The following is a 19,240-nucleotide window of genomic DNA, read 5'->3' as shown; positions in this document are numbered from 1 at the left end:
ATCCCGCGTTTTCAATAGCCTGCTAAGCAGCAATTCCGGAGGTGCCGGTGATATCGACTTCGATGAAGGCTTTGCTCGCCGCTTTGACGTTTCCGGCCAGCGCCGCATAGGCGTCGTTGCCGAGCGAGGCCAAAGGCCTGCCGACCGCCTCAATCTGGTAAGGCGATACACGGTGACGCGTGCACAGCCCATCCGCCCCGTCATTGATCAGCGGGGTCTCAAATTCGACCCCTTGGCTGAAGCCCTGAGAGCGTTTGACCGTTGCGACCGCTAATTGTCCGCCGCCAAAGTCCAGGACAACTTGCGTGCCCAGCGGCACGTCGAGCAGGCCTTCAATCTTCGCCCCGGTTTTGGAGAGGTTGCGCAGCATCACCTTGTAGCGGTGATCATCATGGATCAGGCCAATACGGCGGAATTCCGTGCGGCGATCTGGGCGGTATTTCTCTGGTCCCAAAGGCTCATATTCAAACTCGCCGCGTTCGAACCGGTCCAGCACCTCTTGCGCCGGAACAGCGCGGGAGAACAAGATCCCCTGCAGGTGACTTGCGCCGCGCTTTTGCACCATTGCGAGCTCGTCTTTGTTCTCAACGCCCTCCGCGACCGTTTCCATGTTCAGCGCTTCGGCGAGGCTGACAATAGCCGCAATGATCGCCGCATTGTTGTTGTCATTAGCTGAGCAACCGCGAACAAAGCTCTGATCTATCTTGATTTTGTCAAACGGTGCATCGCGCAAATAGCTGAGCGAGGAATAACCCGTCCCAAAGTCATCGAGCGCCAGTTTCACGCCAAGCTCTTTAAGCTCGCGGAACAGACGGAAGGTCCGGTCCAGATCGCCCACGAAGACGCTTTCAGTGATTTCCAGCTCAATTTGTTCCGGATTGACGCCAGATGTTTGCAGCGCGTGACGGACAATTTTGACGAAATCATCGGAGGCGAATTGAACCGCCGACACATTGACTGCCGCGCGCACGGACTTCGGCCAAAGTTTGACCTGATTGCACACCTCGATCAGCGCCCATTCACCCAGTTCACGGATGATCCCCACATCTTCCGCGACTGGTATAAAGTCGCCCGGGGAAATCATCCCGCGGTCGCTGTGCTCCCAACGCATCAACGCTTCCATGCATTCGACCGTATGCTTTTCAGCCGTAACGATCGGCTGATAGTGCATTTGCAGTTCGTTTTTGGCGATCGCGTCGCGCAGATCTTCTTCGATCCGGTGGCGGTGTTTCACGCCCTCTTTAAGATCGCTGGAATAGAACCGGTATTGGCCCCGCCCCTCGCCTTTCGCTGAATAGAGCGCAAGGTCAGCGGCCTTCACCAATTCGTCCGCATCAATACCGTCATAAGGTGCAATCGCGATGCCCATGGAAGAGCCAATTACCGCGCGCATGCCGTTGATTGAATAGGGCTGCGAGAGCATTTGGATCACGCGCTGCCCCAAATCACCCAGCACGCCGCGATCATCAATATCTGGCAGGATAACCTGAAACTCATCACCGCCGAGACGGCCGATTTCCCCGCGATCGCCGATCAAGCGCTTCAGCCGCGCTGCAACTTGTTTGAGCAGCTCATCACCAGCGGGATGCCCCATGGTGTCGTTGACCTGTTTGAACCGGTCGAGGTCCAGCATCATCAAGGCCACGCTGCGTTTCGCAGATCGAAACGCGGTCAATGTCGACGTCAGCTGTTTCGTCATGCGGTACCGGTTGGATAGACCGGTTAGCGAGTCGAATTTGGACAATTGCTCAGCGTCGCGGCGGCTTTGATGCGTAGCGCTGATATCCTTTGCGCTGCCGCGATAGCCGGTGAAATGATCGTTCTCGTCAAATTGCGGTTTCGCCGCGATTTCCCACCAGACCTCGCCTTGCGTCCCGGCAAGCCGGACGGTCATTGGACTGATCGAGTTTCTGGCCGCGAGTACGAATTTTAGCGGGCGCTCAGAACTTTCAGCGGCCTGATCATTGTCTGGCAAAAACAGCTCTGCCAGCGGCATTCCAACCGCGCTCTCACCCTCTTCAAGGCCAAGCTGCTGCGTCGCTGCGTCGGAGAGATAGATCAGGCGACCTTTGGAATCGCTCGCCCAAAACCATCCGAGACCCGCGCTTTCTAGGCTATCAAGAAGTTCAACCCGGCGCTCCAAATCGCTCGCGCTGATCGGCGGCAATGGCGCCGGTTCAGGCACCTCTTGCTCCGTCTCCTCTGCGGATTTTGTCAGCTTCGAAAACAATCCGGCCACGAAAGTGACTGCCCCTTTTGAATGCACAGGCAACCTGCGCAAGTTCGCCTAAGGCACGGGCATTAGCCAACAATCGTTGAGATAGTTCTAAGCCTTTCAGCATTCACGCGATTGCTGGTAAAAACCGCTCGCTCTTGCCCACGCTAAACATTGGGCTAGAGTGAGGGCGAAAATTGTGATTTGAAGATACCAAAGGCTCTGCAGAAGCCAATTGAGGGGATGAGATGCCAGACAGCACCGTAAAGCTTGAAAATGAAGCGGCCCAATCAACCAATGCCTTGGGCCCGTTAATTGGCGTTGCGCGCGAAGATTTTGTCGGCGCGGTTGCGCTGCTTTTGCGTGAGACCGCATCTGATCCGAAACGCCTGATGAAGCATGCTCAAAGCATGAGCGCGGACATGGTCAAGATCATGACCGGCAAGAGCGAGCTTGCGCCCGATCCCAAAGACAAACGCTTCATGGACCCAGCTTGGCAATTCAACCCGTTCTTCAAGGCTGGCGCGCAATACTACCTCGCGGTGCAAAAGGGGATGCGCAGCTGGCTTGAGGAATTGGAGCTTGATGAGCTGGAGCGCAACCGCGCCAATTTCATCACCAACATCATCCTAGATGGCCTTGCGCCGACCAATTCGCTGATCGGCAATCCGATCGCGCAAAAGCAGGTGATCAATTCTGGCGGCTTGTCTCTGATCAAGGGTTTACAGAACGCCTATAATGACCTCGTCAACAATAAGGGCATGGTTAGCCAGGTTGATAAGCGCCCCTTCAAGCTTGGCGAAAACATTGCGATTTCAAAAGGTTCCGTCGTGCTTCGCACAGAGATGATGGAGCTGGTGCATTATGCTCCAACCACAGATGAAGTGCATGAAATCCCGCAGCTGACCATCCCGCCGCAGATCAACAAGATGTATATCAACGATCTGTCGCCGGATAAGTCCGTGGTCAAATTTCAGGTCGACAACGGCATCCAAACCTTCGTCATCTCTTGGCGCAACCCGACCAAGGAACAGGGCGTGTGGGGCATGGCGGATTATATCCGGTCATGCGAAGAGGCGATGGAAGCCGTCGCTGAGATCACCGGCTCTAAGAAGGTCAATGTTTCAGCGGGCTGTTCGGGCGGGCAAACCGCTTCCGTGCTCGCATCGAAACTCGCTGCGCAAAAGAGCGATCTGCTCGGCACGCTAACGCTGATGGTGTGCGTGCTGCACCCCAAGCCTACCGACGTTGAGGCTGCATCGCTCGTGTCGGAAAACGGCATGGCGCTGGCCCGCAAACGTGCGGAAAAGGCCGGTATTATCAAGGCCGATGATCTGGCTCGCGGTTTTGCCTGGCTGCGCCCGAATGATCTGATCTGGAATTATGTGATCAACAACTACCTGCTCGGCATGGATCCGCCCGCGTTCGACGTGTTGTTCTGGAATGCCGATGCGACCAATCTGTCGGGCAGTCTGATGGCTGACTTCCTCACTCTGTTTGAGACGCTCGCCTTCACCAAACAGGGCGAAGTGGAGATGGCCGATCACATGGTCGACCTTTCCAAGGTGAAATCCGATATGTTCATTCTTGGCGGGGTCACGGACCATATCACCCCGTGGAAAGCGACATATCGCTCCACCGAGCTGTTTGGATCAAAGGATGTGACATACGTCCTCAGCCAATCTGGCCATATGCAGGCGATCCTGAACCCTCCGGGCAATCCGAAGGCGAAGTATTTCATTCAAAAGAAGAAGGGCAAGCTGCCGCCAACCGCCGACGAATGGCTGCAAGGGACCGAAGAGGTCAAAGGCAGCTGGTGGCCATATTGGATGGAGTGGGTTCAGAAACGCTCTGGTAAGACCAAGGCTGCACCGCAAAAGCTGGGGAGCACGAAGTACAAGCCGCTGGACGCGGCCCCCGGTCTATACGTAGTGGAAGAGGTGTAACGCCTGGCGCGTCTGCCGCGAAAGCATAGGCGCAGCAAGAAATAGCAATTGGGGCGGTGTTCATGAGGGATCGATGGATACCGCCTCAGCCACATTGAAGGGAATAGTGTTTTGGACGGGGCCGCAAAAGACGAGGCAATGAAGGACGCTGTAATTGGCCTGCAGGATGTGGGCGGGCGCTCTTTGCGCGTTGCGACATGGCGGCTGGATAAGGCGTCGGAGCATCCGCCCGTGCTGTTCTTCAACGGGATTGGCGCGAATATCGAAGCGGTTGCTCCGCTGGCCGCTGCTCTGCCAGAGCGCGCGTTTATCATGTTCGATATGCCGGGAATTGGCGGGTCGCCTGATCCGCTTGTCCCTTACACGCCGTGGACCATGTCTTGGACCGCTTCCAAACTGCTCGACCAACTGGGCGTCGATCTGGTCGATGTGATGGGCATCAGCTGGGGCGGCGGCATGGCTCAGCACTTTGCGATACAGCATCCGGGCCGCACACGCAGGCTCGTGCTGATCGCGACCAGCGCGGGCATGCTGATGATGCCCGGCAGTCCTAAAGCGCTGTCGAAAATGGCCAATCCGCGCCGCTATATTGACCCAGCTTTCATGCAAAAGAACTTTGAAACGCTGTACGGCGAAGGCTTGGGCGCGGGTCCGGGCAAATCCGGTCATATGTCGCGCCTCACCCCGCCTTCCCCGCGTGGCTACATGTATCAGCTTTTGTGTATGCTCGGCTGGACAAGTGCGCCTGCCCTGCCCTTTATGAAGAAGGACACGCTGATCATGATGGGCGACGATGATGCCATCGTCCCGCTCACCAATGGCAAATTCCTCGCCAGCCTGATCCCCAATTCAAAGCTGGTGGTGATGGAAGGCGGAGGACACTTGTTCCTCCTAAGCCACAAGGAAGAGAGCGTCGCCGCAATCCGCGAATTCCTCGATCCGCCCGCGACCGTGGGCGAGCTTCGCACGGCGGCATAGGTTTTACCGCGCGGGCCGCTAGACAGCGTGGGCCCAATACGACATTCTCTCACCTAACAGTGGAGAGAGATTATGGCGCAGTTCGACCTCATCATTCGGGGCGGCACGATTGTCGATGGCACCGGGGCGGAGAGCTTCGCAGGCGATGTCGCGGTGAAAGACGGCATCATTGTCCAAGTGGGCGAAGTGCGCGGCGATGCAGCGGAAGAGATCGATGCCAGCGGACAAATCGTCACGCCCGGCTTTGTCGACATCCACACGCATTATGACGGCCAGGCCACCTGGGATCAGGAGATGGCACCGTCGAGCTGGCACGGCGTCACCACGGTCGTGATGGGCAATTGCGGGGTCGGCTTTGCGCCTGCCAAGCCAGACCGCCACGAATGGCTGATCAGCCTGATGGAAGGCGTGGAGGACATTCCCGGCACGGCTCTGGCCGAGGGGATCACTTGGGATTGGGAAACTTTTCCGGAATATCTCGATGCGCTCGAAAAACTGCCGCGAACCATGGATATCGGCACCCATGTCCCGCACGGCGCTGTGCGCGCCTATGTCTTGGGTGACCGCGAGCAGCCGGGCGCGGTTCCGACCGAAGTCGATATCGAGGCGATGGGCAAAATCGTTGAGGAAGGCGTGCGCGCAGGTGCGCTTGGCTTTTCCACCTCGCGCACAGTCCTGCACAAATCCGTCGATGGCGAACTTGTGCCCGGCACCTCCGCCACCGCAGATGAGCTCGTCGCCATTGGCCGCGCTATGGGCCGCGCACAGGCGGCTGGCGGGCATGCCGTGTTCGAAATGGCCAGTGACTTGCAGCGGGACTGGAACGAGTTTGAGTGGATGGGCCAGCTGAGCCGCGAGGCCGGCATTCCGGTCACCTTCGCCGCGCTGCAGAGCATCGCGAAAGAGCTGCCGCTGGAGGAACAAATCTCTGAAATGCGGGCGCAAAATGACAATGGCGCCAATATCGTTGCTCAGATCGCGCTGCGCGGAAACGGCATTATCATGGCGTGGCAGGGAACGGTGAACCCCTTCGCCTTCCGTCCCAGTTGGCAAGCAATCAAGGACCTCGATTGGCCAGAGCAGAAAGCAAAATTGCTCGATCCCACTTTCAAGGCCCAGCTTCTGTCGGAAGCCAATGACTATTCCGAGGCGCCGACTGATATCATCCAAGTCGTGATGGTGATCACCCAAGGCTGGGCGCTGCAATATGAGATGGACCCGGATTTTGACTATGAGCCGGATGCCAGCGCCAGCGTGAATGCGCGAGCAGTCGCGGCGGGCGTCGACCCTCAGGAATACGCCTATGACATGCTGTGCCGAGACGATGCGACCGGCTTTATCTACCTGCCGATCCTCAACTATGCTGAGGGCAATCTCGACTTCCTGCTGCCGCTGCAGCAAGCGGAGGACACGGTTAACTCTCTTTCCGATGGCGGCGCGCATTGCGGGACAATCTGCGATGCCGCCTCGCCCACCTTCATGCTGCAGCATTGGGTGCGCGACCGGAAGCGGGATGGGAAGATCAGCCTGGAGCACGCGATTAAGCGGCAATGCCGTGACACCGCCGTTCTCTATGGTCTGGAAGATCGCGGCGTAATCGCCCCGGGATATCTCGCGGATCTCAACGTCATCGACATGCAGCGCCTGAAGCTCGGGCGCCCATGGCTCGCCTTTGACCTACCTGCCGGCGGCAAACGTCTGCTGCAAAAGGCCGATGGCTATGCCTGCACGATCAAGAACGGCGTGGTGACCTTCCGCGAAGGCCAATGGACCGGTGAAGCGCCCGGCGGCCTGATCCGCGGCCCGCAAAGAGCCGAGCTGGCTGAAGCGGCGGAGTAAGGGCGGACGAGGTCGGCTAACTGAGTACTGTTTATAGGACCAGACTTTCAGCTTACGACCCAATTCATGCAGGAACAGCGGGACTTGGGAAAGGTTGAAAGCAGACACCCTCGTTGATAGGTCAATCCACATGCATCGAAAATTGCTTCTGCTTTATGGCTTGGTGCTTTCAATTGGCGTCTCTGGTTGTCTCAGCGATAAAAAGCCAATCATTGAGATGAATTTTGGAACAACGAAATATATCTGGACTGACGGCAGTCGCGCCAATGATTATATCCCCGATTTCCCTGATACTATTCATGACGTTGCGGGCCGGTGCGAAGTGGAACTAGTTGGCTTTAACGGTGCAATTACAGACGGTGGCGAAAGCGCATACTTTCAAACGAGTGCAGATCTAGACGGTAGAATAACATGTCTTCAGCAGGCTTTAGCGCAGGGGCGCTTCAGCATTATCGATCGCGCCGAGTGGGATAGGATGGTTGAAGAAAACCCTGGTTTTCCCATGCAATTAGAGGATGCCTCCGAGAGGATTCCCATAGAGCCGCCATCCCCTAAAATGTAATCATTGGGAATACAGCCCACCCGAAATGTTCGGTTGACCGTGAATGAGCCAATAAAGCAGCCATTCCCCTAACACCCCCAACTTCAGACCAACAGAGCCAATCTAACGTCAGCCTAAAGCAGGTGCGCCCCACCCCTAAGGCTCAATCACAATCCCCTTGGCGGGGTCCACATGGCCGCCGACCATTTCGAGATAGGTCGTGCGCGCTGCCTCCAAGCCGGAATGCTTCTCGATCTTAACTGAGCCATCCACCGCACTGAGGAAGCCGTGCCAGGTCTTGGCAATCATCATCCCGCCATCGACAGGGCCGTGCTCTTTAAAGAACGACACGAAGTGATCGGGCGCGAAGAACAAGGTCGGCTTTGGCCCGGGCAGTCCGCGTTCCGCACGCATTCCGCCCTCGCCGCGTTCCTCAATATGGGTCGCGCCGACGAGGCATGAGTATTTGAGAGCGTCGGAAAAGTGCTCGTGGATCTTCGCAAGCAGCCCCGCGTTACCGGCGAAGTCGACCACAACCGCTGGCAGCAGGCTGAGCATGGCGACCTCGTCGTATGAGCAGACCTTGTCGTAAAGCCCTGTGCTCTCGACAAATTCGACATTGCCCGGCGAGGTTAAACCGACGCGCTTCACACCCGGAGAATTCTGCTGCGCGACGCTGGCGAGGCCCATCGCGGTCTTGGACGATGCGCTGGTCAGGATCACCTGCTCGGCCCCGAACCATTCGTTGTTGCGCATGAAATAGTCGATGATGAAGCCCGTTTTGAACAGCGGGCCATAGATCATCCGCTCCGCCTCTTTGCTCGCGTCATGCTCCGGGTCGGCCGCGAGGCGCGAATATTGGTTGTACACAGGGCTCATCGGCTGGCGATAATCGGTGGTGTCGATGAAGCTGCTAAGCCGATACATTGCCGGGGATCACGTCGAGGTGCGATGCCATGGGCAGGTATCCATAAACCCGCTCGCCGACGGCGAAATCCTCAGAATTGCTTTGGACGACCTTTGCGTGCCCCCACATTGGAACGATGCCGCTGCCCTCTGGCGCGGGGAAGAAGTTCCAATATCCAAAGCCGTCACCCACCACTGCATAGGTGATGTTGTTGGCCGTGACGGAGAAGCTTTCGATTTCGAGCCGCACTGCGCCGCTCGCAAGCTCTCCATTGTCGACCTCGACAAGCGCGGCATTGGTGAGTTCGTCTTTGGACACGTGAACTTGTTGGACTGTCATCTTGGATCTCCTCTTTGCGTAAGGATGCTAGACGATCACGGCTCGCTTTCCCACCGCGTTGAGGCAATCGCGGGACGTTTTTCGCAGGCGCGCATCCATTGCTGCAAGCCATCGCATTGGGCGATGCCCACCGCGCCTTGCGGGGTCATCTCCAATCCGCGCAGCACCGGGTACAGAAACACGTCCGCCAGATCGAATGAGCCGCCGGTCCACGCGCCATCCTTGTCGATTTCCGCCTCTAGGAAACCAAGCGCCCGGCTGATCTGAGGGAGCGCGCGCTCAATCTTTGCCTGGTCCAACGGATGCCCGGCATAGCGATGCATAATCCATGGCATAACCAGACCATTTTCAAACAGTGGAAACAGGTAGTTATTGGCAATAGCGACCCATTTATCCATCACCGCGCGTGCCGCCGGATCGACAGGCTGAAGACCGCCGTCATTATGCGCATTGTCGAGATATTGCGCGATGGCGACGCTCTCGATCAGCTCCAGCCCATCAACCTCAACCACCGGAATTTTGCCGAATGGATGGCGGTTTTGAGGGCTTTGCGCAGGCGTCGGGGTGACTTCATGCGACAGGCCAGCCTCTTCACACGTGATCTCTACGATCCGCGTGTATGTGGAAATGACCGTGCCGAAGATGCGAACCTGCGCCGTCATCTGGCGCAGCCCGGCGGGACTAAACCCGCATCGGCATCAGGACATAAAGTGCCGGTGACTTGTCATCCTTGCGGATCAGAGTTGGCGCTCCGGCATCGGCCAGGTGCAGCTCAACAGTGTCACTATCGATCTGGCTAAGAATGTCTTTCAAGTAATTGGCGTTAAAGCCAATTTCGAAGCCATCTGACTTGTACTCGGCCGCAATTTCTTCCGCCGCAGTGCCGTTGTCAGGCGAGGTCACCGACAGGGTTACCCGGTCTGTATCGAGGCCCATTTTGACTGCACGAGTTTTCTCAGTCGCAATGGTCGCAACCCGGTCCACGCCGTCAAAGAAGCTCTTCGGATCAAGCTTAAGCAGCTTATCATTCCCGGTCGGGATGACACGGCTGTAATCTGGGAAGGTGCCGTCGATCAGCTTGGAGGTCAGGACAACGCCGCCCTCCCCGCCAAGCGTGAAGCGAACCTTGCTGGCCGACAGATCGATCTGGACATTTCCGTCCATCGCCTCTTCGAGGAGCTTGCGCAGTTCCGCGACCGCTTTGCGCGGAACGATGACGTCAGGCATGCCCTCTGCTCCCTCTGGACGAGCGAGCGTGAAGCGCGCAAGGCGGTGGCCATCGGTCGCAGCGGCCTTGAGCACAGGCTCATCATCGTCCGTCACGTGCAGGAAGATGCCGTTGAGGTAATAGCGGGTTTCCTCGGTCGAGATCGCAAACCGAGTGCGGTCAATCATCTCAGCCAAAGTGCGTGCCGGCAGTTCAAAACTTGTCGGCAGATCGCCTTCGACGATCACCGGGAAGTCATCGCGCGGCAAGGTTGGCAGCTTAAAGCGGCTGCGGCCTGCCTTCACTTCCATTCGGTTTTCGGCCGTTTCCAGGCTGACCTGGCTTCCCTCTGGCAGCTTACGCGCGATATCGAACAATAGGTGCGCAGAAACAGTAATCGCCCCTGCCCCTTCGACGGAAGCGGCCGCCATGGTCTCAACCACCTGCAAATCGAGGTCGGTCGCCATCACCTTCACGCTGCCGCCATCGCTGGCGTCGATCAGGACGTTGGACAGGATCGGAATGGTGTTGCGGCGTTCAACAACCGACTGAACATGGGAGAGACAACGCAGGAGCGTCGCGCGTTCGATCGTAGCCTTCATTGCTTAGCCTATTACCCTTACTTTGCATGACGCGCTCTAAGGGCAGGAATCGCCCATCCGCGCCGGAATTCCTGAAAAGACCTTAGCGGGGCTGTACCCACGGGCAAGCTTGGGGTCTTACCTGCGGCGATTCCTTGGGGATAACGGCCCGTTTACCAGCCAAGGGCCGCGAACGGGCGCAGCCAGAGGGGGCGGATTAGCCGAGCATCGCCATGCCGCCATTCACGTGCAGCGTCTCGCCCGTGACATAGCCCGCCTCGCGGCTCGCCAAATAGGCCACAGCCGCGCCAATATCCGTGCCCTCGCCCATCTTGCCTGCCGGAATGCGGGCGTTGAGCGCGTCTTTCTGAGCGTCGGGTAATTCCGCCGTCATTGCGGTGCGGATGAAACCCGGCGCGACGCAATTCGCGGTGATCCCGCGCGAGGCAACCTCTTGCGCAAAGCTCTTGGTCAGGCCCGTCAGCCCGGCCTTCGCCGCGGCATAGTTCATTTGCCCGGGATTGCCGGTGCTGCCGACCACGCTGGTGATGTTGATAATGCGGCCAAAACGCGCCTTCATCATCGGGCGGGCGCTGGCCCGCATCAGGCGCATGGCCGCCTCGAGATTGACGGAGATCACTTGATCCCATTCCTCGTCCTTCATCCGCATGGCGAGGTTATCGCGGGTGATCCCGGCGTTGTTCACCAGAATGTCGATCCCGCCGAGCGTATCGAGCGTCGCTGGGATCAATTCCTCGACCTGAGTGCTGTCGGACAGGTTGCAGGTAATCTCAACATGATCGCCGCCGATTTCGTTGATCATCTGCTCTCTGAATGCGCGCAGCTTGTCACCGTTAGAGCCTGACAATGCGACGCGCGCGCCCTGACTGGCGAGCGCCATCGCGATGGATGAGCCAATGCCGCCGCTCGCGCCGGTGACCAGAGCGTTCATTCCGCTGAGTGAAAACATTATGTGTGCTCCTTCGCAAAACCTTCGAGGTCTTCCATGGTGACTAGGCTGACGGTTTCTGCCTCGCCAGCGATCTTTCGGATCATTGGGGCCAGCACTTTGCCGCCCAGTTCAACAAATTCATTCACGCCGTCGCTGTGCATTTGCGCCACGCTTTCGCGCCAACGCACGCGCCCGGTGACCTGCTCAACCAGCAATTTCTGTTCTTCGGCGGGGTCGGTTACTTTGGATGCGGTGACATTGGCATAAAGCGGCAGAGCCAGCGCGCCGGGAGGCGTCGCGGCCAAGGCCTCTGCCATGCGGTCAGCGGCGGGTTGCATCATGGAGCAATGGAACGGTGCGGATACGGGCAGCAACACGCCGCGCTTGATCCCGTGATCTTTCACCATGCCAGCAGCACGCTCGACAGCTCCCTTTTGGCCAGAGATGACAACTTGGCCGGGGTCGTTGTCGTTTGCGATCTCGCACACTTCACCATCCGCTGCAGCGGCGGCCAATGCGCTGGCTTTCTCGATATCTGCACCGAGCAGAGCCGCCATCGCGCCTTCGCCCACGGGAACCGCCGCTTGCATCGCGCTGCCGCGAAGTTTCAACAGCCGCGCGGTGTCCGCCAGCGAGAAAGCGCCAACCGCGCACAGCGCCGTGTATTCACCGAGCGAATGGCCTGCGACGCAGTCCCCCGCTTCGGTCAGCGAGACGCCGAACTCATCCTCCAGCACGCGCAGGGTCGCAATGGCATTGGCCATAATCGCGGGCTGCGCATTTTCGGTAAGCGTCAGGTCGTCTGCTGGCCCTTCAGCCATGATCGCGGACAGCTTAAGCGACAAAGCCTCATCGACCTCTTCAAACACGGCCCGCGCAGCGAGCGCTCGCCGCCGCAAGCTCTGTGCCCATGCCGACCTTTTGGCTGCCCTGTCCCGGAAAAACGAATGCTCGCACTTCAAATTCCTTTATGCCTCGCCGCCCGCGCCCTCCACCCTTCCACCCGGATTGTATCCCGGTAGGTTCCGGGTGGAAGGGCGGAGGGCGCGGGCGGGCAGCCTCGATTCAGATTGCGGTTACGAAGCCTTGGATGGGCTGGCAAGACCGAACGGCACAACCCTGTTGGCAGAGGTGTGGCCGATCTCTGCGCGGCCCAGATAGGGTATGCCCGCGCGCGCGCACCAGAATTTGGCGATCTCTTCCGGGCTTTGGGTGAACTCACGGTAGTTTTCCGGCACATTGGTAACCGAGCCGAGCCGCAATCCCGCGACCCGTGGCAATGATCCGGCCAAGTTAAAGAACAGCCGATCGATTGAATAGAGATGCTCGCTGACCTCCTCGACCATCACAACATGACCCGAAAGATCCGGCATCATCGGCGTGCCCGCAATCATCGACAGGGTGATAAGGTTGAAGGCGGCCACCGGGGTCTTGCCATCAACACTTGGCTCTAGCCCGCTGTTATCGCCTGCAAACCAGCGCAGCACCCGGCGCACAGCCTCTCGCCCGCCTTCGCTGCGCGCACTGACTGGCATGGAGCCATGGACGCTCTGTCCGATCCCATGACGATAGAGCGCGGCGAGCAAATAGCCCGCGTCAGAAAAGCCGACATAGGTCTTCGCTCGCGCCGCCGTGTTCATCTGCGCCACGGCTGCCTCAGCAATCCGGTTGGAGCCATAGCCCCCCTTCGCAAACCACACCGCATCATAGGCGGGATCATTCGCGCATTCGAGCAGAGCCTCTAGCCGCCTCAAGTCTGGGCCAGCGAAATGGCCATCCAATTCAAAGCACTGATCGTGGAACGTGACATTGTGCATCGGGAACTCGGCCGCCACCAGCTCATTCAAGGCATCCGCTTGCTCTCGAGTGATCGGCGTCGCTGGCGCACAAATCGCAATATTTGTCATAGTCTTGTTCTAATTCGCTTGTTTTGCCCGGCACATCTTAATAGCGGTGGTTCGCATGGGCAAAGGGATCGATCAAGCGGCGCTGACACAGCGGCCATTCTTTTTTGCGGCATCGGCGGATCTGGCATGCTTCCGCTGGCGCAAATCCTGCGCGGCATGGGCTGCGAAGTGGCTGGCTCTGATCGATCCTATGATCAAGGGCGCACGCCCGATAAATTCGCCTGGCTTTCGGGCAATGGTTTTGCTCTACACCCTCAGGATGGCAGCGGCCTGACCTCCCCCAATCAGGTCTTGGTCGCCTCCGCCGCGGTTGAGGACACGGTGCCCGATGCGGCGCGCGCGAAAGAGCTTGGCTGTGAACGCCTGACGCGGGCCGAAGTGCTCGCAATGCTGTTCAACCAAGCAGGTTATTCGGTCGCGATTGGCGGCACTTCTGGCAAGTCCACCGTGACTGGCATGATCGGCACCATCTTGGCCGCTCAGGATTATGATCCGACGATCATGAACGGCGCGGTTATGAAGAACTTTGTCGCAGCGGATAATCAGTTCGCGAGCGCGCGTGTTGGCTTACCAGAAATCTTCGTTAGCGAAGTGGACGAAAGCGATGGCTCCATCGCGCTCTACCGCCCGACAATTGGCGTGCTTCTCAACGTCAGCCTCGATCACAAAAGCCTGGAGGAATTGCGCGATCTGTTTGGCGATTATCTCGCATCATCAGGCTGCGGAGTGGTCAATTTCGACAATGACGAAGCGCGAATGCTCGGCCAAGCCAGCGTGGCCGATGGCAAGGGACAGATGATATCCTTCGCGGTAGAACATCCCCATGTTGATATCACCGTAGAGGCGGGCTCAATTGTCGAAGGGCCGTTCACGCTTCAGGCCAAGGTGATCGACAACCGCGCCAGTGAAACCGCCGCACTGACCCTGCCGATGCCGGGGTTGCACAACCTTTCCAACGCTTTGGCGGCGATTGCTGCGGCCAGTGCAGCGGGGATTGCGGTGGCGGATGCGGTTGCTGCGCTCAATCAGTTTCAGGGACTGGCGCGCCGCTTTGATGTGATCGGGACCAGCCCCGGTGGCATCACCGTGATCGATGATTTCGGCCACAATCCAGAGAAATGCGCCGCGACTTTGCGGACTTTGAAGGGCACCCCAGGCCGCGTGATCGCTTTCTTCCAGCCTCACGGATACGGCCCGCTTCGCCAGATGGGCGATGAACTGGCAGAAACCTTCGCGCGGGAGCTTGATGCGGACGACATCACCGTGATGTGCGACCCGGTTTACTATGGCGGAACAGTCGACCGCAGCGAGGGCACAGAGCGGATCATCAAGCTGATCGAAGACGCTGGCGGATCAGCTCGTCATATTGCGGCGCGCGAGGATTGCGGCGCGCATATCGCCGAGATCGCTCAGCCGGGCGATCGGATCGTGATCATGGGCGCCCGCGATGACACGCTCACAGGCTTTGCTAAGACACTGTTTGAAGGGCTTAAATGACGGTCTACTCGCTCGCGGTGCGCCACGCCCGATTGATGGGCGCGGCCATGCTGGCAGCGTTCCTGTTTGTGATCACTATCGACCGAATGATCGGTCACACCAGTTGGGCATTTGCCGCGGCGATCATCATGCTGGTTCTGGTCAATGCGCGTATGCGCCTGTTCAATTGCCCCAATTGCGGCAAGAACCTATTCTTTCGCGGGATCTTCGCAGTGCCTTGGCCAAACCGCACCTGCACGAAATGCGGGCTGGAATTGGATAAGAAGGACGCGGGGTAAATCGCTCTCCTAAGTGCTTTTTAGAGCTTTTCGCCCCTCTTCCTCTCGCTCAACCGCGCGTTTGTAAGCAGAGCGAGCGACAAGGTTCTCACGGTAAGCCTTTAAGCTCTCGGGAATACCGTCATCGAGCCCCACCTTCTCGGCCAAAATCAGCGCATATCCGACACAGATATCCGCCACAGTGAACCGATCTGCACAAAGAAACTCGCGCCCGTCTAAACGCTGCTCAACCTTCACCAACCGCTTGTGGAACCACTTGGCATAAGCCTCTCCCGCCTCCGCCAGCCCCTTCTCCTTTTCGAAGATGGCAAAGCGCATATAGACGGTTTGGGGAAAGGTGATCGTCGCATCAGCGTGATAGGTGAAATCGCAATATTCCGCATAGTCCGGCTCACCAGGGGCGATCGCCAGCTCTGTCACGCCGTTGCGGGTCGCAAGAAAATGCGCAATCGCGCAGCTTTCCGTCATCCGCGCGTCGCCATCAATCAGCATGGGAACTGTGCCCAGCGGATTGATCTCCAGATATTCGGGCGCGAGATAGCGCGGTGGGAACGGCAGTATCCGCAGATCAATGTCAGCGCCCGCCTCCTCCGCCGCCCAAGTCGCTCGTAACCCGCGCGAGCCAGCGCAAGTGTAGAGGAGGGGAAGAGCGCTAGTTTGGGTCAATGCGCGCCTTCATAGCCGATCACTTTGTGCAGCACGAAAGCGATGACCGCGCCCAGCGCGAGGCCGAGCACCGCCGAAATACCGGCATAGGTGAACCAACCCAGGATACCGCCCATCGAGCCTGATCCACCGCTCACAGCCGCTTCTGCGCCATGTGCGATGCTATAAAACAAGTGGAAACCGACCTCGTGCGTGCCGTGGATGATAATGCCGCCGCCGACCCACAGCATCGCAATCGTGCCGATAAATGACAGCGCGATCAGCAGTTTGGGGACCGAATTGACCAGCAAATGACCGATTTGCTGCGCTGCCGTACTGTCCTTCTTCGTCAGATGGAGCCCCACATCATCCATCTTCACGATCAGCGCCACGGCCCCGTAAACCGCAACAGTCACCGCTATCGCGACGATGCCTAGCGCGATTGCGCGCTCCCACCACACATCAAGATCAAGCTCGTTGAGCGTGATCGCCATGATCTCCGCTGACAGGATCAGGTCGGTTCGAATGGCGCCCGCCACCCGCTGATTTTCGAAAGCGACGGGATCGGTTATCTCATCATCGACGGTCTTGCCGTGCTTCGCCCCGCCAAGCTTTTCCATCACCTTTTCAGCGCCTTCGTAGCACAGGAACGCGCCGCCAAGCATCAATATCCAGATGATCAGCGAGGGCAGGAATTCCGACAGCAATATCGCGCCGGGCAGCAATATGATCAGCTTGTTGAACAGGCTGCCCTTGGTGATTTTCCAGATGATCGGCAACTCGCGCGCCGAGCGAGAGCCCGGTAACGTAGCTGGGCGTAACCGCAGCATCGTCAATCACAACACCAGCGGTCTTTGTCCCCGCGCGCCCGGCCGCCGCCGCGATATCGTCAATCGAAGCCGCCGCAGTGCGCGCTATGATCGACACGTCATCCAAGAGTGCAACCAATCCTGATGGCATGTCTATTTTTCCTGACGTTTTGGGAGTCGGCGCAAGACCTGTTTCCGTTGTTTGTTGAGAAATCCGCTGCTCATACTTCGCAGCTCGTGTGTGGCTTGGTGTTTGGGTGTTTCGGTCAGCCCCAGTTCCAGATCACCTTGGTCGTTAAATACGCAAACGACGCCTGTAGCTGCGTTGAAATGGATATTCGCTTCGTTCAATCCGGCTAAAGTGTCGAAGGACGGATTTGCTAATGCGTCGCCGCAATTACGAATTGTGTCCTCGACAATTTCTGAGAGGTAGATCGCTGATACTGAGACGCTAGTATCGCTGCACCCCGGCAATAAGAGCGCCGCAAAAGCGGCCAGCGTTGTGAGGGTCGTGCGCCTCATCTCAAAAACCTCCCCACTCATCATTATCTACAAGTCTCATCCCAAGGAGCACTGATCGCGCACCACCTGCTGACAAAGCAAACCCAAACCACTGGCGCGCTTCAATTATTCGCTGATCGGGCCAAAGCTCTTCACTGGGTTGGCCTCCATCGGGTCATCAACGACCGTGTAGACGTGCGTTGCGCCGCCCTCGTCCACCTCCGCATATGTAGCGACCAATTTGTTGTCTGGGCCGTATTCACAAAGCAGGCCAATATCGTCGAAGATACGGATGTTGATCGTCGAGGCGAACCTGCCATCGGCCCCCGGCTCTCCATCAAGAGCCGCCCGGCTTGGCGGGCCATCGCAGGCGCGCTCGCTCGGCGCATCAGCAGCGATGTAATAGGAGCTTTCCGTGGTGGCCAAGGCCCCGCAGGCGCTGAGCATTAGCAAAGCGGCAAGCGCAGTGAACTTCTTCATTGATCGACCCTCCCATGACGAAAATCATGTACATCCATCAATTATAGCCCCCACGCATCAGGTCAACCGCGCGGCTACGCTCTGCAAACAGTCGCATTCGCGCTTGCTTTTGGCGGCAAAGGCGGTATGTGCGCCCATCGCCTGAATAAGGGCGTATGAAGAAAGCCGGAGGGGCACTCGCGGATCCGCTGCGAAATGGCCAACGATCGGTAGCAATATGAAAGGATGCGAGATGGCTCATTACGAGCATATCTTTCTCGCGCGTCAAGACTTGAGCCAAGCTCAGGTAGACACGCTGGCGGCAACCGCCACAGAAATCGTAGAAGCGAACAACGGCAAGGTTACCAAGACTGAAACTTGGGGCCTTAAATCGCTCGCCTACAAAATTGACCGCAACCGCAAGGCACATTTTGTGCTGCTCAACATCGATGCCCCTGGCACCGTGGTTGAAGAGCTGGAGCGTCAGACCCGTATCAACGAAGACGTCATTCGCTACATGACCATCCGTGTCGAAGAGCACGAAGAAGGTCCAAGCGTAATGATGCGTAAGAACGAGCGCGACCGTAAGCGCCGCTCTGACAGAGAGGAGCGCGACTAATGGCACGTCCTTTTTTCCGCCGCCGCAAATCTTGCCCGTTCTCGGGTAACGACGCACCTAAGATCGACTACAAAGACGTTCGCCTGCTGCAAGGCTTCATGTCTGAGCGTGGTAAGATCGTTCCATCGCGCATCACCGCCGTTTCTGCTAAGAAACAGCGTGAACTCGCCAAAGCCATTAAGCGCGCACGCCACATCGGCCTGCTGCCTTACATCGTAAAGTAAGAGGAGAGACGACATGGATATCATTCTCCTCGAACGGATCGAGAAACTCGGCACCATTGGTGACGTCGTCACTGTTAAAGACGGCTATGCCCGCAACTTCCTGCTTCCGCAGAAGAAGGCCCTGCGCGCTAACGATGCCAACAAAAAGGTGTTTGAAGCCAACCGCGAGCGTCTCGAAAAAGAGAACGCAGAACGTCGCGGTGAAGCTGAGAAGGTCGGCAGCAAGGTCGACGGTGCAGAAGTTGTGCTTATCCGCGCAGCGTCGAACACCGGCCAGCTGTACGGTTCCGTCAACGTCCGCGACATGATCGCTGGCCTGACTGAACAAGGCCACGACGTGAACAAGAAGCAGGTCATCATGGGCAGCCCGATCAAAACGATCGGCATGCACGATGTGACTGTCGCTCTGCACCCAGAGGTTCACGTCATCGTCAAAGCAAACGTTGCGCGCAGTGACGACGAAGCCGAGCTGCAAAGCCAAGGCGTCGACGTTCTGGCACAGCTGTTTGAAGACGAGCAGAAGGAAATCGAGGAAGCGGCGGGCGAAAATCGCATCGACCCTACCCTTGAGCCAGGCGAAATTCCCGCCGAACTGCTCGAAGACGGTGCTGCTCCTGCAGAAGACACGGCTGAAGAAGCCGCTGCTGAAGAGGAAGCTGCAAGCGAATAAGCTTGGCACTTCTTTTACGCCAATCAATGAAGGGCGCGAGGTCAAACCGGCCTCGCGCCCTTTTTGTAAAAGCCAGAGTTTTGAGAGAAATGCTCTTTAAGTCTGAGCTGTCTTTGAATTTTCCTA

At 57.9% G+C, this 19,240-nt stretch carries 19 protein-coding genes and 2 pseudogenes; 9 read left to right on the top strand and 12 right to left on the bottom strand.

The features are described 5' to 3' along the window. Positions 1-22 precede the first annotated feature (22 nt). The gene (locus AC0V6U_RS05215) at positions 23-2,239 is read right to left on the bottom strand and encodes an EAL domain-containing protein (RefSeq protein ID WP_472645135.1); all 2,217 of its coding nucleotides are present in this window, start codon (positions 2,237-2,239) and stop codon (positions 23-25) included. A gap of 224 nt (positions 2,240-2,463) precedes the next feature. Between AC0V6U_RS05215 and AC0V6U_RS05210 the strand changes: the two genes are divergently transcribed. From AC0V6U_RS05210 to AC0V6U_RS05195, 4 genes are all read left to right on the top strand, one after another. Then, positions 2,464-4,161, top strand: coding sequence for a PHA/PHB synthase family protein (locus AC0V6U_RS05210; RefSeq protein ID WP_472645134.1), 1,698 nt, complete (start codon positions 2,464-2,466; stop codon positions 4,159-4,161). A gap of 138 nt (positions 4,162-4,299) precedes the next feature. Beyond that, positions 4,300-5,139: an alpha/beta fold hydrolase gene (locus tag AC0V6U_RS05205; RefSeq protein WP_472645133.1), complete on the top strand. Its 840-nt coding sequence runs from the start codon at positions 4,300-4,302 to the stop codon at positions 5,137-5,139. Between the two features lie 72 nt (positions 5,140-5,211). After that, positions 5,212-6,978, top strand: a complete 1,767-nt coding sequence (locus tag AC0V6U_RS05200; protein ID WP_472645132.1) for an N-acyl-D-amino-acid deacylase family protein — start codon at positions 5,212-5,214, stop codon at positions 6,976-6,978. A gap of 130 nt (positions 6,979-7,108) precedes the next feature. Further along, positions 7,109-7,540, top strand: coding sequence for a hypothetical protein (locus tag AC0V6U_RS05195; RefSeq protein WP_472645131.1), 432 nt, complete (start codon positions 7,109-7,111; stop codon positions 7,538-7,540). Positions 7,541-7,675: 135 nt separating this feature from the next. Here the strand turns inward: AC0V6U_RS05195 and AC0V6U_RS05190 are convergent, their stop codons facing one another. The 7 genes and pseudogenes from AC0V6U_RS05190 to AC0V6U_RS05160 all read right to left on the bottom strand — a co-directional run bounded on the left by AC0V6U_RS05190 (position 7,676) and on the right by AC0V6U_RS05160 (position 13,412). After that, complete coding sequence (locus tag AC0V6U_RS05190; RefSeq protein WP_472645130.1) at positions 7,676-8,446, bottom strand: DUF2855 family protein; 771 nt, start codon at positions 8,444-8,446, stop codon at positions 7,676-7,678. Next, positions 8,433-8,765 carry a DUF2855 family protein gene (locus AC0V6U_RS05185; protein WP_472645129.1) on the bottom strand — a complete coding sequence of 111 codons (333 nt, stop codon included), beginning with the start codon at positions 8,763-8,765 and terminating at the stop codon, positions 8,433-8,435. Before AC0V6U_RS05185 ends, AC0V6U_RS05190 begins: the two co-directional genes overlap by 14 nt. A 35-nt stretch (positions 8,766-8,800) precedes the next feature. Further along, positions 8,801-9,427: a glutathione S-transferase family protein gene (locus tag AC0V6U_RS05180; protein WP_472645127.1), complete on the bottom strand. Its 627-nt coding sequence runs from the start codon at positions 9,425-9,427 to the stop codon at positions 8,801-8,803. Positions 9,428-9,446: 19 nt separating this feature from the next. Further along, positions 9,447-10,574: a DNA polymerase III subunit beta gene (gene dnaN, locus AC0V6U_RS05175; RefSeq protein ID WP_472645126.1), complete on the bottom strand. Its 1,128-nt coding sequence runs from the start codon at positions 10,572-10,574 to the stop codon at positions 9,447-9,449. 196 nt (positions 10,575-10,770) lie between these two features. Then, positions 10,771-11,523 carry a 3-oxoacyl-[acyl-carrier-protein] reductase gene (gene fabG, locus AC0V6U_RS05170; RefSeq protein ID WP_472645125.1) on the bottom strand — a complete coding sequence of 251 codons (753 nt, stop codon included), beginning with the start codon at positions 11,521-11,523 and terminating at the stop codon, positions 10,771-10,773. Further along, a pseudogene (fabD, locus tag AC0V6U_RS05165) lies at positions 11,523-12,462 on the bottom strand (ACP S-malonyltransferase). The gene fabG and the pseudogene fabD overlap by 1 nt, the downstream one beginning before the upstream one ends. 119 nt (positions 12,463-12,581) lie before the next feature. Continuing rightward, positions 12,582-13,412, bottom strand: a complete 831-nt coding sequence (locus tag AC0V6U_RS05160) for an LD-carboxypeptidase (protein WP_472645124.1) — start codon at positions 13,410-13,412, stop codon at positions 12,582-12,584. A 126-nt stretch (positions 13,413-13,538) separates the two neighbouring features. Between AC0V6U_RS05160 and AC0V6U_RS05155 the strand changes: the two genes are divergently transcribed. Together AC0V6U_RS05155 and AC0V6U_RS05150 are read left to right on the top strand one after the other, a co-directional pair. Continuing rightward, entirely contained in the window at positions 13,539-14,909 is a 1,371-nt protein-coding gene (locus AC0V6U_RS05155; protein ID WP_472645123.1) for a glutamate ligase domain-containing protein, read from the top strand. Further along, entirely contained in the window at positions 14,906-15,187 is a 282-nt protein-coding gene (locus tag AC0V6U_RS05150) for a hypothetical protein (RefSeq protein WP_472645122.1), read from the top strand. The genes AC0V6U_RS05155 and AC0V6U_RS05150 overlap by 4 nt, the downstream gene beginning before the upstream one ends. Positions 15,188-15,196: 9 nt before the next feature. On the opposite strand, the gene AC0V6U_RS05145 is transcribed toward AC0V6U_RS05150, so the two are convergent. The 4 genes and pseudogenes from AC0V6U_RS05145 to AC0V6U_RS05130 form a co-directional block, all read right to left on the bottom strand. Next, positions 15,197-15,853 (bottom strand): glutathione S-transferase family protein, encoded by a 657-nt coding sequence (locus AC0V6U_RS05145; protein WP_472645121.1) that lies wholly within the window; start codon positions 15,851-15,853, stop codon positions 15,197-15,199. Next, positions 15,850-16,792: pseudogene (locus AC0V6U_RS05140) on the bottom strand (DUF808 domain-containing protein). The gene AC0V6U_RS05145 and the pseudogene AC0V6U_RS05140 overlap by 4 nt, the downstream one beginning before the upstream one ends. A gap of 2 nt (positions 16,793-16,794) precedes the next feature. After that, entirely contained in the window at positions 16,795-17,163 is a 369-nt protein-coding gene (locus AC0V6U_RS05135) for a hypothetical protein (protein WP_472645120.1), read from the bottom strand. Between the two features lie 105 nt (positions 17,164-17,268). Then, positions 17,269-17,622 (bottom strand): hypothetical protein, encoded by a 354-nt coding sequence (locus AC0V6U_RS05130; protein ID WP_472645119.1) that lies wholly within the window; start codon positions 17,620-17,622, stop codon positions 17,269-17,271. 232 nt (positions 17,623-17,854) lie between these two features. On the opposite strand from AC0V6U_RS05130, the gene rpsF reads away from it, so the two are divergent. Genes rpsF through rplI form a run of 3 tightly spaced genes read left to right on the top strand, consistent with a single transcriptional unit; the run spans position 17,855 to position 19,114 of the window. After that, entirely contained in the window at positions 17,855-18,220 is a 366-nt protein-coding gene (gene rpsF / locus AC0V6U_RS05125; protein ID WP_472645118.1) for a 30S ribosomal protein S6, read from the top strand. Then, entirely contained in the window at positions 18,220-18,444 is a 225-nt protein-coding gene (gene rpsR, locus AC0V6U_RS05120) for a 30S ribosomal protein S18 (protein ID WP_034904833.1), read from the top strand. Before rpsF ends, rpsR begins: the two co-directional genes overlap by 1 nt. A 13-nt stretch (positions 18,445-18,457) precedes the next feature. After that, the gene (gene rplI / locus AC0V6U_RS05115) at positions 18,458-19,114 is read left to right on the top strand and encodes a 50S ribosomal protein L9 (RefSeq protein ID WP_472645117.1); all 657 of its coding nucleotides are present in this window, start codon (positions 18,458-18,460) and stop codon (positions 19,112-19,114) included. The last annotated feature ends 126 nt before the right edge of the window (positions 19,115-19,240 follow it).

The sequence above is a fragment of the Erythrobacter sp. W36 genome, from assembly GCF_057364935.1.
This window is presented reverse-complemented; position numbering and strand designations above follow the sequence as displayed.

Bases quoted from the DNA above. Each gene is read 5' to 3' on its own strand.
- AC0V6U_RS05210 (WP_472645134.1), top strand. From the start codon at position 2,464: ATGCCAGACAGCACCGTAAAGCTTGAAAATGAAGCGGCCCAATCAACC.
- AC0V6U_RS05205 (WP_472645133.1), top strand. From the start codon at position 4,300: ATGAAGGACGCTGTAATTGGCCTGCAGGATGTGGGCGGGCGCTCTTTG.
- AC0V6U_RS05200 (WP_472645132.1), top strand. From the start codon at position 5,212: ATGGCGCAGTTCGACCTCATCATTCGGGGCGGCACGATTGTCGATGGC.
- AC0V6U_RS05195 (WP_472645131.1), top strand. From the start codon at position 7,109: ATGCATCGAAAATTGCTTCTGCTTTATGGCTTGGTGCTTTCAATTGGC.
- AC0V6U_RS05190 (WP_472645130.1), bottom strand. From the start codon at position 8,446: ATGTATCGGCTTAGCAGCTTCATCGACACCACCGATTATCGCCAGCCG.
- AC0V6U_RS05185 (WP_472645129.1), bottom strand. From the start codon at position 8,765: ATGACAGTCCAACAAGTTCACGTGTCCAAAGACGAACTCACCAATGCC.
- AC0V6U_RS05180 (WP_472645127.1), bottom strand. From the start codon at position 9,427: ATGACGGCGCAGGTTCGCATCTTCGGCACGGTCATTTCCACATACACG.
- dnaN (WP_472645126.1), bottom strand. From the start codon at position 10,574: ATGAAGGCTACGATCGAACGCGCGACGCTCCTGCGTTGTCTCTCCCAT.
- fabG (WP_472645125.1), bottom strand. From the start codon at position 11,523: ATGTTTTCACTCAGCGGAATGAACGCTCTGGTCACCGGCGCGAGCGGC.
- AC0V6U_RS05160 (WP_472645124.1), bottom strand. From the start codon at position 13,412: ATGACAAATATTGCGATTTGTGCGCCAGCGACGCCGATCACTCGAGAG.
- AC0V6U_RS05155 (WP_472645123.1), top strand. From the start codon at position 13,539: ATGCTTCCGCTGGCGCAAATCCTGCGCGGCATGGGCTGCGAAGTGGCT.
- AC0V6U_RS05150 (WP_472645122.1), top strand. From the start codon at position 14,906: ATGACGGTCTACTCGCTCGCGGTGCGCCACGCCCGATTGATGGGCGCG.
- AC0V6U_RS05135 (WP_472645120.1), bottom strand. From the start codon at position 17,163: ATGAGGCGCACGACCCTCACAACGCTGGCCGCTTTTGCGGCGCTCTTA.
- AC0V6U_RS05130 (WP_472645119.1), bottom strand. From the start codon at position 17,622: ATGAAGAAGTTCACTGCGCTTGCCGCTTTGCTAATGCTCAGCGCCTGC.
- rpsF (WP_472645118.1), top strand. From the start codon at position 17,855: ATGGCTCATTACGAGCATATCTTTCTCGCGCGTCAAGACTTGAGCCAA.
- rpsR (WP_034904833.1), top strand. From the start codon at position 18,220: ATGGCACGTCCTTTTTTCCGCCGCCGCAAATCTTGCCCGTTCTCGGGT.
- rplI (WP_472645117.1), top strand. From the start codon at position 18,458: ATGGATATCATTCTCCTCGAACGGATCGAGAAACTCGGCACCATTGGT.